This window comes from Caballeronia arationis (assembly GCF_001544975.2).
In the GTDB taxonomy this organism is placed as follows: domain Bacteria; phylum Pseudomonadota; class Gammaproteobacteria; order Burkholderiales; family Burkholderiaceae; genus Caballeronia; species Caballeronia arationis.
In genome coordinates, this window is record NZ_FCOG02000004.1 from 124,957 (window position 1) to 140,914 (window position 15,958).

Here is a 15,958-nt window from a genome sequence, read left to right on the forward strand (position 1 = left end):
ACCATCATGTACAAATACTACATAAAATCGTCTTGCGCAGATCAGGGATTTCCCTGATACGTATGTGCAGCAAGCTTTGGTGGTCTAAGTGTTCGCTTAACGGAATGCGGTAAAAGCCCGTTGCAGACGTGTAGTTTTTCTACTAACATCGGGTCACTCGGCAAAGTGGCGCATTGAACCAGAACTGCCGATCCCCGCGACATTCAACCCAAGCACCTCGGCGGCGTGTTCACGCGGAACGAGGCGAAGGAGTTTCGATGGTTTCCCCGCATCCGCAATTGAAGAAGGTCACCGACCGCGTGATCGAACGCAGCAAGCCGACGCGCGCGGCGTATCTGGCGCGCATCGCAGCCGCGCACGGCCAGTTCCCGGCGCGTGGCGCGCTTTCGTGTGCCAATCTCGCGCATGGCTTTGCCGGCCTCGAAGGCCAGGAAAAGATCGCGATCAAGTCGGTGCGCGAACCGAACATCGGCATCGTTTCGTCATACAACGAGATGCTCTCGGCGCACGCACCGTACAAGTCCTTCCCCGACATCATCAAGCAAGCTGCGCGCGAAAGTGGCGGCATCGCGCAGTTCGCGGGTGGCGTGCCGGCGATGTGCGACGGCATTACCCAGGGCAACGCGGGAATGGAACTGTCGCTGTTCTCGCGCGAAGTGATCGCGATGAGCACGGCGGTCGCGCTCACGCACAACATGTTCGATGCGGCACTGTGCCTCGGCATCTGCGACAAGATCGTGCCGGGCCTCCTGATCGGCGCGCTGCAGTTCGGCCATCTGCCGACCATCTTCGTCCCGGCCGGCCCGATGACGAGCGGCCTCACCAACGACGAAAAGGCCAAGGTCCGCCAGCAGTTCGCGACCGGCGCGTGCGATCGCGGCGCGCTGCTCGAAGCGGAATCGGCGGCGTATCACAGCCACGGCACCTGCACGTTCTACGGCACGGCGAACAGCAACCAGATGCTGATGGAGGTGATGGGCCTGCATCTGCCGAGTTCGGCTTTCGTCCATCCGCACACGCCGCTGCGCGATGCGCTCACCGCTCAGGCTGCGAAGCGCGTGCTCGAACTCACCGCCGAGCGCGGCGACTACACGCCGATCGGCCACGTCGTCGACGAGAAGTCGATCGTGAACGGCATCGTCGCGCTGCTGGCGACCGGCGGCTCGACCAATCACACGCTGCATCTGGTCGCGATTGCGCGTGCGGCGGGCATCGTGATCGACTGGAACGACTTCGACGAGCTCTCGGCCAGCGTGCCGCTGCTCGCGAAGATCTACCCGAACGGCAAGGCCGACGTGAACCATTTCCACGCGGCGGGCGGTGTCGCGTTCCTCGTGCGCAACCTGCTCGAAGCGGGTCTGCTGCACGAAGACGTCAAGACCGTCGCGGGTCCGGGGCTCACGCACTACACGAAGGAGCCGAAGCTCATCGAGGGCAAGCTGGAGTGGGTCGACGGCACGGAAGCTAGCCACGACACGAAGGTGCTGCGCGGCATCGAAGAGCCGTTCGCGCCCGATGGCGGCCTGCGCCTGATGCAGGGCAAGCTCGGCCGCGGCGTAATCAAGATTTCGGCGGTGGCGCCGGAGCATCGCGTGGTGAAGGCGCCGGCCATCGTCTTTCATTCGCAGGAAGAAGTGCAGGAAGCGTTCGACAAGGGCGAACTGAAGCGCGATTTCGTCGCGGTCGTGCGCTTTCAAGGCGCGCGTGCGAACGGAATGCCGGAGTTGCATCGATTGACGCCGCTTCTCGGCGTGTTGCAGGATCAGGGCTTCCACGTTGCGCTCGTCACCGATGGACGCATGTCGGGCGCGTCGGGCAAGGTGCCGGCGGTGATCCACGTGTCGCCGGAAGCGTTGCTGCAAGGCCCGCTCGGCAAGGTGCGCACGGGCGACACCATCGTGATCGACGCGCAGGCCGGCGTGCTCGACATCGAAATCGATTCGAAGCAATGGGCGGCGCGTGAAGTCGAGGCACCGCGCCATCAGGCGGAAAACGAAGTCGGTTTCGGCCGCGAGCTCTTTGGCGTTTTCCGCAGCGCGGCATTGCCGGCGGAACTGGGCGCATCGGTGTTCGGTCCGATGGTCGGCGAGACGCACGAGACGCGCGCCGCCTATCAGACGACGAAGACGGCACACGTATCGCACGCCACGCACTGAGCAGTACACGGGAACCTGAGGGATACCACTCGCGGACAGAACAACACACGCCGCACAAGACAGGAGTTGCATCACATGAAAACGGTAAGCGAAATCGTGCGTCTGGGCCCGGTGATTCCGGTGCTCGCCTTCGATTCGGTCGAGCAGGGCGAACACGTGTCGCGCGCGTTGCACGCTGGCGGCGTGAAGGTCCTCGAAATCACGCTGCGCACGGCGGCAGGCATCGGCGCGATCGAGCGCGCGAGCCAGCTCGCGGACGACATCGTGGTCGGCGTCGGCACGATCACGAAGCCCGAGCACTGCGCGCAGGCGAAGAAGGCGGGCGCGCAGTTCGGTGTGTCGCCGGGACTCACGAAGGACATGCATAAGGCCGCGCAGGATGCCGGCCTGCCGCTTCTGCCGGGCGTGATGACGCCGAGCGACATTATCCAGGCGCTCGAACTCGGCTACGAGATCGTCAAGTTCTTTCCGGCGCAGCAAGCGGGTGGCATTCCGATGCTGCAGGCGTTCTACGGTCCGTTCCCGACGCTCAAGTTCTGTCCGACAGGCGGCATCACCGCCGAAACCGCGACGAGCTTCCTCGCGCAGCCGAACGTCGTGTGCGTCGGCGGCTCGTGGCTGACGCCGAAAGCGGCGCTCGCCGCGCAGAACTGGGAGGAGGTCACGCGACTCGCGCGAGCGGCGAGCGCGCTGGCCGCACCGGCCTGATCGCCTGTTGCCGGGCGCACGAGCGGCCGGCAACCCAGCGAAAGCCTCTGCGACCTCGGCGTCACGGAGGCTTTTTTTGTATTCATGGAAGCTTTCGGATCGATGTTTTGATGTAGTCGGGACGCTGCAAATCGAAGGCAACAAGTAAAATCCGGATTCCTCGGCGCCGCGTGTGCGCTTGCCGGACGCCGCTGTTACGAGCGACGGCAAACGCACCCGTAGCGATAACGTCAACAAAACCAAAGGAGGCGCTTCATGGAAGCCGTCCACGGCAGCATGCTGCTCGTCTACGCGGTCATCGCGATCGCAGTGCTGATCCTGATGATCACGCGCTACAAGGTCTACCCGTTCCTCGTTCTTCTGATCGTTTCGCTGCTGCTAGGGCTCGCCGTCGGCATGCCGATGGACAAGATCGTCAAGGCGTTCGAAACCGGCAACGGCAACACGCTCGGCCACATCGCGGTGGTGGTGGGTCTCGGCACGATGCTCGGCAAGATGATGGCCGAGTCGGGCGGCGCGGAGCGCATCGCGAATACGCTCATCCACCTGTTCGGCGAGAAGAACATTCACTGGGCGATGATGTTCGTCGCGATCATCGTCGGCTTGCCCGTGTTCTTCGAAGTCGGCTTCGTGCTGCTGATTCCGATCGCGTTCAACGTCGCGAAGCGCACGGGCAAGTCGCTCCTGCTGATCGGCCTGCCGATGGTCGCGGGTCTGTCCGTCGTGCACGGCCTGATTCCGCCCCACCCGGCAGCTCTCCTCGCGGTGCAGGCGTATCACGCCGACATCGGCAAGACGATTGCCTACGGCCTGATCGTCGGCGTGCCGACGGCGATCGTCGCGGGTCCGCTCTTCGCGCTCGTGATCCACAAGTACATCAAGCTGCCGGAGAACAATCCGCTCGCGGCGCAGTTCGTCGAGCAGCACACGGAAGGCCAGAAACGCGAGCTGCCGGGCTTCGGCGTCACGCTTTTCACGATCCTGCTGCCGGTGATCCTGATGCTGGTCGGAAGCTGGGCTGACCTCGTCTTCGCGCCGAAGACGCTGCCGAACGACCTGTTGCGCTTTGTCGGGCAGTCGGACATCGCGCTCCTGATCGCCGTGCTCGTGAGCTTCTACACCTTCGGCGCGGCGCGCGGCTTCAATCGCGAGCAGATCCAGAAGTTTTGCGGCGAGTGTCTCGCGCCGATCGCGGGCATTACGCTGATCGTCGGTGCGGGCGGCGGCTTCGGCAACATCCTGCGCGAAAGCGGAATTTCGCAGCAGATCGTCGCGTCGGCTTCGCAGGCGAACCTGTCGCCGCTGTTGCTCGGCTGGTTCGTCGCCGCGCTGATTCGTCTGGCGACAGGCTCGGCCACGGTGGCGATGACGACCGCGTGCGGCATCGTCGCGCCGATCGCGGCGGCAGCGGGCGGCGGCACGAAGCCCGAGTTGCTGGTGCTCGCGACGGGCGCAGGCTCGCTGATCTTCTCGCATGTGAACGATGGCGGCTTCTGGCTGATCAAAGAGTATTTCGGGATGACGGTGGGCCAGACGTTCAAGACCTGGTCGCTGTGCGAGACGATCATCTCGCTGTTGGGTTTGGGGCTGACCTTCGCGCTCGCGGCGGTCTTGTAAGCAAGGATTGGCGCATAGGACCGGAGTAAAGCGCTAACTCCGGTCGACAGGAGAAAATCAATGATATTCATCGCGATGGGCGTCTCAGGTTGCGGCAAGACGCGGATTGGTGAACTGCTGGCGGAACGGCTCGAATGCGCCTTCACCGATGGCGACGCGTTTCACAGCGAAGCGAACAAGGAGAAGATGCACAAGGGCATCCCGCTGACGGACGATGACCGCTGGCCGTGGCTTCGGACGATCCGCGCGGCGATCGAGGAAAAGCAGAGCGCGGGCGAGACGGCGGTGTTCACGTGCTCGTCGCTCAAGCGCGCATACCGCGACATCCTGCGCGCTGGCGATTCCGACGTGACCTTCGTCTATCTGCACGGCACGGTGGAATTGCTGCGCGAGCGGCTCGGCGAGCGCAAGGGTCATTTCTTCGATCCGTCGCTGTTGCAGAGCCAGCTCGATACGCTGGAGCCGCCGGGCGCGGACGAAGCGATCGAAGCCGATATCGCGATGACGCCGGATCAGATCGTCGACAAGGTGCTGAAGGAAGTGAAGGAGCGCTGAAGGCGCTCGAGGCATAAAAAAAGGGCGTCCCGTGTCGCGGGACGCCCTTTTTTGTAGCGACGGTTTTCGTTACTTGATGCGCTTCGCCAGTTCCACCGCCTTGCCGATATACGAACCCGGCGTCATCTCCAGCAGCAGCTTCTTCGCGTCGTCGGGAATCGCGAGGCCGTTGATGAACGCCTGCAAGCCCTCGCGCGTGATGCCCTTGCCGCGCGTCAGTTCCTTCAGCTGCTCATACGGATTCTCGATGCCGAAGCGGCGCATCACCGTCTGCACCGGCTCGGCCAGCACTTCCCAGGTGTTGTCGAGGTCTTCGTTCAGGCGCGCCGCGTTCACTTCGAGCTTGTCCAGCCCGCGGATCAGCGAATCGTAGGACAGCAGCGAATATCCGAACGCCACGCCGATGTTGCGCAGCACGGTCGAATCGGTGAGGTCGCGCTGCCAGCGCGAGATCGGCAGCTTGTCGGCGAGATGGCGCAGCGTCGCGTTCGCTAGGCCCAGATTGCCTTCCGAATTCTCGAAGTCGATCGGGTTGACCTTGTGCGGCATCGTCGACGAACCGATTTCGCCCGCCTTCGTCTTCTGCTTGAAGTAGCCGACCGAGATGTAGCCCCACACGTCGCGGTCGAGGTCGAGCAGGATCGTGTTCGCGCGCGCGACGGCGTCGAACAGTTCGGCCATGTAGTCGTGCGGTTCGATCTGGATCGTATACGGGTTGAAGGTCAGCTTCAGCCGCTCTTCGACCACTTCCTTCGAAAACGCTTCCCAGTCGAATTCCGGGTACGCCGACAGATGCGCGTTGTAATTGCCGACCGCGCCATTCATCTTGCCGAGGAGCGGCACGGCGGCGATGCGCTCGATCGCGCGCGACAGACGCGCTGCGACGTTGGCGATTTCCTTGCCGAGCGTCGTCGGGCTGGCGGGCTGGCCGTGGGTGCGCGAGAGCATCGGCTGCGCCGCGTGTTCGTGCGCGAGCTTGACGAGCCGCTCGTGCACCGAGCGCAGCGCGGGCAGGATCACGTGCTCGCGGGCGCCGGCGAGCATCAGCCCGTGCGACGTGTTGTTGATGTCCTCCGACGTGCACGCGAAGTGGATGAATTCGCTCGCGCGCTCCAGTTCCGGCTGGCCCTTTACCGATTCCTTCATCCAGTATTCGACCGCCTTCACGTCGTGATTCGTCACGCGTTCGATGTCCTTGATGCGCGCGGCGTCGTGCGCGGTGAAGCGCTCGACGAGTTGCAGCAGGAATTGCTCGGACGCATCGGAAAAACGCGGCACTTCGGCGAAACCGGCGCGCGAGAGTGCGATCAGCCAGTGAATTTCGACGGTTACGCGATGGCGCATGAACGCGGCTTCGGAGAGCCATTCGCGCAGGGCTTCGGTCTTGGCGGCGTAGCGGCCATCGAGCGGCGACAGCGCGGTGAGCGCGAAGAGGGTATCGGGACGGGTATCGGACATGGTGGCAGCCGCGCTCGGGGGCGGGATTGGGACGGGATAACCGTGGATTTTACCATCGGAGCCGGATTAAACCGGGCGCAGGCGGCGGCGCGGCCTGCGCTTATCGCCTGTCCGTGCGTTCCCGCAGCGCGAGATCGAGTGCGCTCAACTGCGCGGGCGTGCCGACGTTCTCCCAGCGGCCTTCGTACAGTTCGCCGCTCGCGCGTCCCGCTGCGATGGTCTCGCGGTAGTACGGCGTCAGTGCGCGCCGGGTGCCGGGCGCCAGGTCGCGGAACATGCGGGTATCGTGAAGACCGATGTTGCCGAACGTGAAGCGCGGCGCGCCTTCGAGCGACAGCGTGCCATCCTTCAGCGCGAAATCGCCCTTGGCGTGAAAAGGCGGATTCGGCACCATCACGAGGTGCATGCCGGGCTGAGCCGACGAAGCGAGCCTCGACGCATGGGCGCCGAGCGAACCGTAATCGAAGTCGCAGAAGACGTCGCCGCTGACGGCCACGAATACTTCCGGTTCGCCGCGCGTCTCGATCAGCGGCAGCGCCTGCGCGATTCCGCCTGCCGTTTCGAGCGCCTCTGTTTCCGCCGAAAAACGCAGTTGCACGCCCCAGCGCGAACCGTCGCCGAGCGCGGCCTCGATCTGCGCGCCGAGCCACGCATGATTTATCACGATGGTTTCGACGCCCGCCGCCGCCAGCCGCTCGATCTGCCAGACGATCAGCGGCTTGCCGCCGGCTTCGAGCAGTGGCTTCGGGCAGGTATCGGTGAGCGGACGCATGCGCTCGCCGCGCCCGGCGGCGAAGATCATCGCCAGCTTGAGGGAAGACGTCATGCGGCGCGCTTAGAACGTGTAGCCGACATCGGCAGCGCGGCCCTCGAGCGTATCGATGAGACGCGCGAACGGACGCAACGGGCCGTAGCGCTCGGCCACCTTGCGCGCATAGCCGATGAAACGCGGCAGATCGGCAAGATAGACCGGCTTGCCGTCGCGGTAATTGATGCGGCAGAAGAGGCCCAGCACCTTGATGTGACGCTGTAGGCCCATCCACTCGACCTGCCGGTAGAACTCGCCGAAATCAGGGTCCACGGGCAGGCCGGCCTTCTTCGCGCGTTCCCAGTAATAAGCGATGCAGTCGAGCTGGAACTCCTCGTCCCAACTGATGAAGGCGTCACGCAGCAGCGACGCCAGATCGTACGTAATCGGCCCGTAGACGGCATCCTGAAAGTCGAGCACGCCGGGATTCGGCTCGCTCACCATCAGGTTGCGCGGCATGAAGTCGCGCAGCATGAAGACCTGCGGCTGCGCAAGCGCGCTTTGCACGAGCAGCGTAAAGGTACTGTCGAGCACCTTGCGATCGGTTTCGGCGAGTTCGTGCCCGAGATGCCGGCCGACGAACCATTCCGGCATCAGCTCCATCTCGCGGCGCAGGAACGCCTCGTCGAAGGGCGGCAGCACGCCTTCGCGCGAGCTCGACTGAAAGCGGATCAGCGCGTCGAGCGCGGCGCGCATCAGCCCACGCGCGTTTTTCTCGTCGAGCACGGAGAGATAGGACGTCGTGCCGAGATCGGTCACGAGCATGAAGCCGGCATCGAAATCGGTTTCGAGGATCGCGGGCACATGCACACCGGCTTCTGCCAGCAAACCGGCGACCTGCACGAACTCGCGGCACTTTTCGGGTGGCGGGGCGTCGACGGCGATCAGCGTTTTTCCGTGTTCACCGCCCGCGGCAATGCGGAAATAGCGGCGAAAACTGGCATCGGTCGACGCCGGCGCGAGGCTCGGAAGATCCAGCCGATAGCGTTCGGCGAACGATTCGAGCCAGGCGTAAAGCTGTGTAAGGCGGACGTCGGTGGGAATGTGCGTCATAAATTCGAAGGGCAAAACATCTTGCCATATAATACCCCACGACTTTTTTAAGCGATCCGTTTTCGCCCGGCGCCAAGGCCCGAGCAGCGCAGCTTCACTTTCGATCGAGTGTCATCCTTCGTTCACAACCGCTTTCGCTTGCAGCGTTCTTGCAGCGGGTTCGTCGGATACGACTGCGCGGCTTGCGTGCAAACTCGGGTGCGAGTTCAAGGCATTGCGTGCTCGCGGACGCATAACGGCATCGAACCGCCACCCATACATGCCGCCACGACAGTTTCCTAAATCGATTACCAAGCGTCATGCTTTGCCACGCAGACGGCGGCTCGTCGCGGCGCTGCTTGCTGCTCCGGGTCTCATGCCGGCGCTCGCGCACGCGCAGCTCGCGGGCGCGGCGGCCGAGCCTCAGCCGCTCGACGGCGCCGGCAACCTGCGCCTCGCGCCGCAGCTCGAAGAGCGGCCGCTGCGTCCGGGGCAGCAGCCGGCCACGTTCCTGCTCGGCGACAGGACCACCGGCACCACCGATGAGGACATGGCCGCCAAGGGTTCGGCGGAAGTGCGCAGGAACGTGTCGGTCATCAAGTCGGACGCGCTGCACTACGACCAGGACACCGACATGGCCGATGCGTACGGCAATGTCAGGATCATCAGCAACGGCAATACGTTTGTCGGCCCGGAAGCGCACCTGAAGGTGGAAGCGAACGAAGGCTATATGACGAACCCGAAGTACCGCTTCAACCTGTCGGGCGGATCGGGCAGCGCCGAGCGCGTCGACATGCTCGACAACGAACAGGCGCGCGTCGACCACGGCACCTACACGGCGTGCGCGTGCGAGACCGACCCGGCGTGGTACATCAAGGGCACGTCGTTCGATTTCGATACCGGCTCGCAGGAAGGCATCGCGCATAACGGCGTGCTCTTCTTCCAGGGCGTGCCGATCATGGCGAGCCCGTGGCTGTCGTTTCCGCTGACGGGCGAGCGGCGCAGCGGCCTGCTGCCGCCGACGTTCTCGCTCAGTTCGACGACCGGCTTCGAAGCGACGATCCCGTATTACTTCAACATCGCGCCGAATCGCGACCTGACCGTGACGCCGCGCCTGATGACGCAACGCGGCGTGCAGACGGCGGCGACCTATCGTTATCTGTCGCCGACCTACTCGGGCACGATCACGGGCGAATTCCTGCCGAACGACCGCCAGACTCACACGAACCGCTACGCGATCTACCTGCAGCATCAGCAGAACTTCGGCGGCGGCTTCGGCGGCTATATCAACTACAACAAGGTCTCCGACGATCAATACCCGGAAGACCTGGCGAATGCGTCGAACCAGTTCCTGAACGGCACGCAGTTGCTGTATCAGCAGGAAGCCGGGCTGACGTACAACAACGGGCCGTGGTCGGTGCTCGCGCGTGAACAGCGCTGGCAGACGCTGCAGCCATCCGTTCCGCCGTATGCGCGCGAACCGCAGTTGAACGTGCTGTACAACAAGTACAACGTCGGCGGCTTCGACTACGGGGCGGAAGCCGACTACACGCGCTTCACGATCACGCAGGACGGCGCGACCGACGGCCAGCGCGTCGTCTTCAATCCGTACCTGAGCTACAGCGTCAATGCGCCGGGCTACTTCATTACGCCGAAGGTGCAGTGGCACTTTGCGTCGTATGACCTGTCGCACGTCGCGAGCACGGCACCGGTCGGCCAGCCGAAGAATTTCACCGAATCGATTCCGACTGTCTCGTTCGATACGGGCCTCGTGTTCGACCGTTCGGTGCGGATCTTCGGCCAAGACTATATCCAGACGCTCGAGCCGCGGCTGTACTACGTCTACACGCCGTATCGCAACCAGAATTTCGCGCCGATCTTCGATACTGCCGAAGCCGACTTCGGCCTCGCGGAGATCTACACGCCGAACACGTTCGTCGGCAACGACCGGATCGCCGATGCGAACCGCCTGACGGTCGGTCTCACGACGCGCTTCATCAACCCGGCAACGGGCGATGAGCGCGCGCGCTTCGTGATCGCGCAGCAATATTATTTCCAGAGCCAGCGCGTCACGATCACGCCGGACCAGGTCCCCGACCAGGCGAAGCATTCCGATCTGATCGCGGGCGCGGCGATCAAGCTGGGCGCGGGTTTCGCTTCGGAAACAGCGTTCCAATATAATGCGGACAACAACCAGCTCGTGCGGTCGAGCGTCGGCTTCGCGTTCAGTCCCGCCGACCGCAAGGTGGTCAACATCGGTTATCGCTACACGCGTCAGAACGAGACCACGCTGGTCAACGAGCCTATCAACCAGATCCTGTTGTCGGTGCAGTGGCCGATCACGCAGCGGCTCTACGGCGTCGGCCGGGTGAACTACGATCTCGCCGGCCATCGGCTCGTCGACGGTCTGGTCGGCTTCCAGTACGATGCCGACTGCTGGCAGTTCGGCTTCGGCATGCAACGCTATGCAAACGGGGTCACAACCACCGGCCAGTCGGCATCGGGCACGCGCGTGCTTGCCCAGTTGACGTTCAAGGGCCTGTCGAACGTCGACAACGGCCTCGTGAACGCATTCCGTTCGAGCGTGCAGGGCTACCAGACGCCGCCGCCCGCGGCCGCGCCGTTCGCGCGTTTCACCAATTACGAGTGACGGGGCGAACACCATGTCGTCGATCGGAAGAGTGACAGCGGGCAAAAACCACCGCAAGGCAAGCAGCACACTAGCGGGCAAGACCCGTATTTGATGGAGTATTTGTGGCAAACATGAACATGTTTCGATCGACAACGCTGGCAGCGGGCGCTTTCGCCGCGGCACTGATCCTGAGTTCCCCCGCCGGCGCGCAGGCCTTGTCGAAGGGCAGCGTACAAGTCGCCGACTCGGTCGTCGCGGTCGTCAACAGCGACGTCATCACGCAACGCGAACTCGAAGACCGCGTCGGGCTCATCACGCGCCGCCTGCAGCAGCAGAACGCGCCGCTGCCGCCCACCGCGCAGCTGCAGCGTCAGGTGCTCGACCAGATGGTGGTCGAGCGCATCCAGTTGCAGAAGGCCAAGGAAGACGGCATCAACGTCGACGACGCCACCGTGAACCGCACGCTCGAACGCCTCGCGCAGCAGAACCAGATGACGCTCGACGTGTACCGCGCGCGCATCGAGGCGCAAGGCGTACCCTGGTCCACGTTCACGCGCGACGCGCGCACCGAGCTCACGCTCTCGAAGTTGCGCGAGAAGGAAGTCGACAGCAAGATCACGGTGTCGGACGCGGAAATCGCGAATTACGTCGCGAGCCAGCGCGGCCCGAACGCGAAGCAGTCAAGCGACCTGCATCTGCAGCACATCATGTTCAAGCTGCCGCCGAACGCATCGCAGACCGACATCGCCGCGGTTCAGGCGAAGGCCGAAGCCGTGCTGAAGGAAGCGCAGTCAGGCGAGGATTTCGCAAAACTCGCGAAGCAGAATTCGCAGGACACCGACGCCGCCAAGGGCGGAGATCTCGGCTTTCGCACGCAGGGCTCGCTGCCCGCGGGCGTCGTGACGGCGGTGTCCACGCTGCGTCCGGGCCAGGTCGTGCCGCAACTGATCCGCACCGACGGCGGCTTCGAAATCATCAAGCTCGTCGAGCGCCGCTCGGGGCAGGGCACCGCAGCCGACGCGCCGAAGCTCGTGCAGACGCACGTGCGCCACATTCTCCTGCGCGTGTCGGACGGCATGTCGGAATCGGCGGCGCGGCAGAAGCTGGTCGACATCAAGCGCGACGTGGTCGGTGGCGGCGACTTCGCGAACTTTGCGCGCACGTATTCGCAGGACGGTTCGGCGTCGCAGGGCGGCGATCTCGGCTGGATCAGCCCGGGCGAAACCGTGCCCGAGTTCGAGCGCGCGATGAACAACCTGAAGGACGGTGACGTCAGCGATCCGGTGCGCAGCGAATACGGCTATCACCTGATCCAGGTGCTCGGCCGCCGCGACGCCGAAGGCTCGGCCACGCAGCAGCTCGACATCGCGCGCCAGGCAATCGGCCAGCGCAAGGCCGAGCAGGCGTATTCAGACTGGCTGCGCGAACTGCGCGACACCGCCTACGTGCAGTACAAGGGCATCGCGGCGCAAGCGGACCAGTAACCCGGAACCAGCAACGATGAACGCCGCCTCCGACGCCCGTCCGCTTTCCATCGCGATCACCACCGGCGAGCCCGCCGGAGTCGGTCCCGAATTGACTGCGGCGGCGCTCGGTCAGGCGGCGACCCGTTGGCCTTCGGCGCGTTTCACGGTGCTCGGCGATCGTACGTTGTTGCAGGATCGCGCGGGATCGAAGGAAGCGCTCGACAGTGCGCAAATCTACATCGAGCATCATCCGCTCGCCGTGCCGTCGCAGGCGGGCAAGCTCGACGCGGCCAACGGGCGCTATGTGCTCGGCCTGCTCGATGCCGCGATCGACGGCGCGCTCGCCGGCCGGTTCGACGCGATCGTCACCGCGCCGTTGCAGAAGAGCACGATCAACGACGCCGGCGTTCCCTTCACCGGCCACACCGAATATCTCGCCGAGCGCACGAACACGCCGCGCGTCGTGATGATGCTGGCGGGCACGGGCGAACGGCCGCTGCGCGTCGCGCTCGCGACCACGCATCTGCCGCTCAAGGACGTGTCGGCGGCGCTCACGGCCGGTGGCATCGTCGAGACGCTGCATATCATCGATCACGACCTGCGCGCGCATTTCGGCTTGTCCGCGCCGCGCATTCTCGTGACCGGGCTCAATCCGCACGCGGGCGAAAACGGCTATCTGGGCCGCGAGGAAATCGACGTGATCACGCCTGCGCTGGAACGCGCGCGCGCGCTCGGCATTGATGCGCCCGGCCCTTACCCGGCGGACACGCTGTTCCAGCCGCGCTATCTGAAAGACGCGGATTGCGTGCTTGCGATGTTCCACGATCAGGGTTTGCCGGTGCTGAAATTCGCGACGTTCGGCGAAGGCATCAACGTGACGCTCGGGCTGCCGATCATCCGTACGTCGGTCGATCACGGCACCGCGCTCGATCTGGCGGGCACCGGTCGCGCGGACCCCGGCAGTATGATCGCGGCAATCGATACCGCGGTTTCGATGGCGAGTCATCGGCGCGCGGGCTGACCCACACGATCCCATCCATCTCGCAGTCCTTACGCGGTTCTTTCGATGTCGACCAAGCACCAGGGCCATTTCGCGCGCAAGCGCTTCGGGCAAAACTTCCTCGTGGATCAGGGCGTGATCAATTCGATCGTCGATACGATCGCGCCCAGGCGCGGCGAGCGCATGGTCGAGATCGGGCCGGGCCTGGCTGCGCTCACGGAGCCGCTGATCGAACGGCTCGCGACACCCGAATCGCCGCTGCACGCGGTCGAACTGGACCGCGACCTGATCGCGCGGCTCGGCAAGCGCTTCGGCGACCTGCTCGTGCTTCACGCGGGCGATGCGCTCGATTTCGACTTTGGCTCGCTCGCGCTGGAAGGCGAGAAGCCCACGCTCCGGATCGTCGGGAATCTGCCGTACAACATTTCCAGTCCGCTGCTGTTTCATCTGACGGCGTTTGCACCGAAGGTCGTCGATCAGCATTTCATGCTGCAGGACGAAGTCGTCGACCGGATGATCGCCGAGCCCGGCACGAAGGATTTCGGCCGGCTTTCGGTGATGCTTCAGTATCGCTATTCGATGGACAAGTTGATCGACGTCCCGCCCGAGTCGTTCCAGCCGCCGCCGAAGGTGAATTCCGCGATCGTGCGGATGATTCCGTTCGCGCCGCACGAGTTGCCTGCCGTCGACGAGCGTGTGCTCGGCGAGGTCGTGCAGGCGGCGTTTTCGCAGCGTCGCAAGATGATGCGCAATACGCTCGCCGTTTATCGCGACACGGTAGATTTCGACGCGCTCGGCTTCGATCTCGCGCGCCGGGCGGAAGAAGTGCCCGTCGCCGAGTATGTGACGCTCGCGCAGGTGGTCGCGAAGACGCGCTGACCGCTCATCTTGCGCTCTTTGCGGACTTGTTCACGAGCGCGATCCCGGCCAGCACCATCGCAGCCGCGATCATGAAACGCAGCGTGAAGTGCTCGCCCAGCAGCACCACGCCGAAGGTCACGCCGAAGATCGGCGTCAGGAACGAAAAGACCGACAGTCTCGACGCCATATAGCGCGTCAGCAGCCAGAACCACGTCAGATAGCTGATGAACGCGACGACGATCGCCTGATACGCGAGGCTCGCGAGCGCACGCGGCGTCACCATCGCCACGTGCGTCTGGTCGAGCGCGAACGCGAGCGCCAGCAGCACGATCGCCGATACCGCCAGTTGATAGAACAGCGTCTTGCTCGCGCTCGCATGCGCGAGCGAACTCGCGCGCACGACGACCGTCGTCGCTGCCCACAGCAGGCCGCCGAGCACGCCGAGCGCATCGCCGGCGACGCCACGCAACGTCGATGCGCGGTTCGGATCGGCGTGCAGGAAACCATCAGCGAACGCGAGCGCGATACCGCAAAACGCCACGGCGATGCCGAGCCATTGCACGCGGCGCATCTTCTCGCCGGCCACGAACCAGTGCAGCCCGAGCGCCGTGAAGCACGGCGCCGTATAGATGAAGACGGCCATGCGCGTGGCCGTCGTGAGCGTGAGGCCGAAGAAGATGCAGACGAACTCGCCGCCGAACAGCACGCCCGCGAGCAGGCCGGCGCCGAGCGTATCGTCGCTCGTGAAGAGTGAGGTGCCGCGCGAGCGCGTCCAGAGCCATACGAGCACGGTCGCGATGGCCGAGCGGATGCCCGCTTGCAGCATCGGCGGAAACGACGCGTTCGCTTCCTTGATCGCGACCTGCTGGAAGCCCCATGCGGCGCACAGAACGACCATGACGATGACAGCTGTCGCGTCCGGCGCGCGACGCAGGGAAAGGGCAGGGGTGCTCATCTCTCTTCTTGTGCGGCATTCGCGCTCACGCGAATGCACTGTTGTGGAGCGTCGATTTTGCCACCGATCGTCAGGCGGCGCGAAAGGTGAGGTCAGGGTGAGGGTCGTATGAACGGTCGCGCGCTGATGCGGCGCGTCACATCAAAAAAACGCCGGCTCGCGGCATGGCGAACCGGCGTTCGGCAAAGCGTGCTTCAGCTTCAGACGCCCGCGACGTGCGAGTGCTTTTCGATGAGTTCGATCTTGTAGCCGTCCGGATCTTCGACGAACGCGATCACGGTCGTGCCGCCCTTCACCGGGCCCGCTTCGCGCGTCACCTTGCCGCCTGCCTCGCGGATGCGGTCGCACGCGCCGGCGGCATCGTCGACTTCGATCGCGATGTGCCCGTAAGCGTTGCCGAGATCGTATTTGTCAGTGCCCCAGTTGTAGGTGAGTTCGAGCACGCTGGCTTCGCTTTCGTCGCCGTAGCCGACGAACGCCAGCGTGTATTTGTACTCGGTGTTTTCGCTCTGGCGCAGCACTTTCATGCCGAGAATGCGCGTGTAGAAATCGATGGAACGCTGCAAGTCGCCGACGCGCAGCATCGTGTGGAGAAGTCGCATGGTGGGTTTCCTGTGGGGTTGTCCTGGGCGGTTCGGAGACCCGGAGCGCGCCGGTGTCTTTACGCACTCGTACGCGCGGGGCCGCGAGCAAAATTGTAACGCCGGCCG

Annotated in this window: 13 protein-coding genes; 8 read left to right on the plus strand and 5 right to left on the minus strand. The window is 64.3% G+C overall.

Features of this window, described 5'->3' with window-relative positions; translation table 11 throughout:
- Positions 1-257: 257 nt before the first annotated feature.
- The 4 genes from edd (at position 258) to AWB81_RS03905 (ending at position 5,036) form a co-directional block, all read left to right on the plus strand.
- Complete coding sequence (gene edd, locus AWB81_RS03890; protein ID WP_062632584.1) at positions 258-2,156, plus strand: phosphogluconate dehydratase; 1,899 nt, start codon at positions 258-260, stop codon at positions 2,154-2,156.
- Positions 2,157-2,231: 75 nt separating this feature from the next.
- Positions 2,232-2,864 (plus strand): bifunctional 4-hydroxy-2-oxoglutarate aldolase/2-dehydro-3-deoxy-phosphogluconate aldolase, encoded by a 633-nt coding sequence (gene eda / locus AWB81_RS03895; protein WP_062632585.1) that lies wholly within the window; start codon positions 2,232-2,234, stop codon positions 2,862-2,864.
- Between the two features lie 255 nt (positions 2,865-3,119).
- On the plus strand, positions 3,120-4,481 hold the full coding sequence (locus AWB81_RS03900; protein ID WP_062632586.1) for a GntP family permease: 1,362 nt from the start codon (positions 3,120-3,122) through the stop codon (positions 4,479-4,481).
- A gap of 60 nt (positions 4,482-4,541) precedes the next feature.
- Positions 4,542-5,036 (plus strand): gluconokinase, encoded by a 495-nt coding sequence (locus AWB81_RS03905; protein ID WP_062632587.1) that lies wholly within the window; start codon positions 4,542-4,544, stop codon positions 5,034-5,036.
- 69 nt (positions 5,037-5,105) lie between these two features.
- On the opposite strand, the gene purB is transcribed toward AWB81_RS03905, so the two are convergent.
- From purB to AWB81_RS03920, 3 genes are all read right to left on the minus strand, one after another.
- Positions 5,106-6,494, minus strand: coding sequence for an adenylosuccinate lyase (gene purB / locus AWB81_RS03910; RefSeq protein WP_062632588.1), 1,389 nt, complete (start codon positions 6,492-6,494; stop codon positions 5,106-5,108).
- 100 nt (positions 6,495-6,594) lie between these two features.
- Positions 6,595-7,320 carry an N-acetylmuramate alpha-1-phosphate uridylyltransferase MurU gene (gene murU, locus AWB81_RS03915; protein WP_062632589.1) on the minus strand — a complete coding sequence of 242 codons (726 nt, stop codon included), beginning with the start codon at positions 7,318-7,320 and terminating at the stop codon, positions 6,595-6,597.
- Between the two features lie 9 nt (positions 7,321-7,329).
- Positions 7,330-8,355, minus strand: coding sequence for an aminoglycoside phosphotransferase family protein (locus AWB81_RS03920; protein WP_062632590.1), 1,026 nt, complete (start codon positions 8,353-8,355; stop codon positions 7,330-7,332).
- 259 nt (positions 8,356-8,614) lie between these two features.
- Between AWB81_RS03920 and AWB81_RS03925 the strand changes: the two genes are divergently transcribed.
- From AWB81_RS03925 to rsmA, 4 genes are all read left to right on the plus strand, one after another.
- The gene (locus AWB81_RS03925) at positions 8,615-10,984 is read left to right on the plus strand and encodes an LPS-assembly protein LptD (protein ID WP_062632591.1); all 2,370 of its coding nucleotides are present in this window, start codon (positions 8,615-8,617) and stop codon (positions 10,982-10,984) included.
- A gap of 113 nt (positions 10,985-11,097) precedes the next feature.
- Complete coding sequence (locus AWB81_RS03930; protein ID WP_235025708.1) at positions 11,098-12,450, plus strand: peptidylprolyl isomerase; 1,353 nt, start codon at positions 11,098-11,100, stop codon at positions 12,448-12,450.
- Between the two features lie 16 nt (positions 12,451-12,466).
- The gene (gene pdxA / locus AWB81_RS03935) at positions 12,467-13,453 is read left to right on the plus strand and encodes a 4-hydroxythreonine-4-phosphate dehydrogenase PdxA (RefSeq protein WP_062632593.1); all 987 of its coding nucleotides are present in this window, start codon (positions 12,467-12,469) and stop codon (positions 13,451-13,453) included.
- Between the two features lie 45 nt (positions 13,454-13,498).
- Positions 13,499-14,311, plus strand: a complete 813-nt coding sequence (gene rsmA, locus AWB81_RS03940) for a 16S rRNA (adenine(1518)-N(6)/adenine(1519)-N(6))-dimethyltransferase RsmA (protein ID WP_062632594.1) — start codon at positions 13,499-13,501, stop codon at positions 14,309-14,311.
- Between the two features lie 4 nt (positions 14,312-14,315).
- On the opposite strand, the gene AWB81_RS03945 is transcribed toward rsmA, so the two are convergent.
- Positions 14,316-15,248, minus strand: coding sequence for a DMT family transporter (locus AWB81_RS03945; RefSeq protein WP_062632595.1), 933 nt, complete (start codon positions 15,246-15,248; stop codon positions 14,316-14,318).
- A 200-nt stretch (positions 15,249-15,448) separates the two neighbouring features.
- On the minus strand, positions 15,449-15,850 hold the full coding sequence (gene gloA, locus AWB81_RS03950; RefSeq protein ID WP_062632596.1) for a lactoylglutathione lyase: 402 nt from the start codon (positions 15,848-15,850) through the stop codon (positions 15,449-15,451).
- Positions 15,851-15,958: the final 108 nt, after the last annotated feature.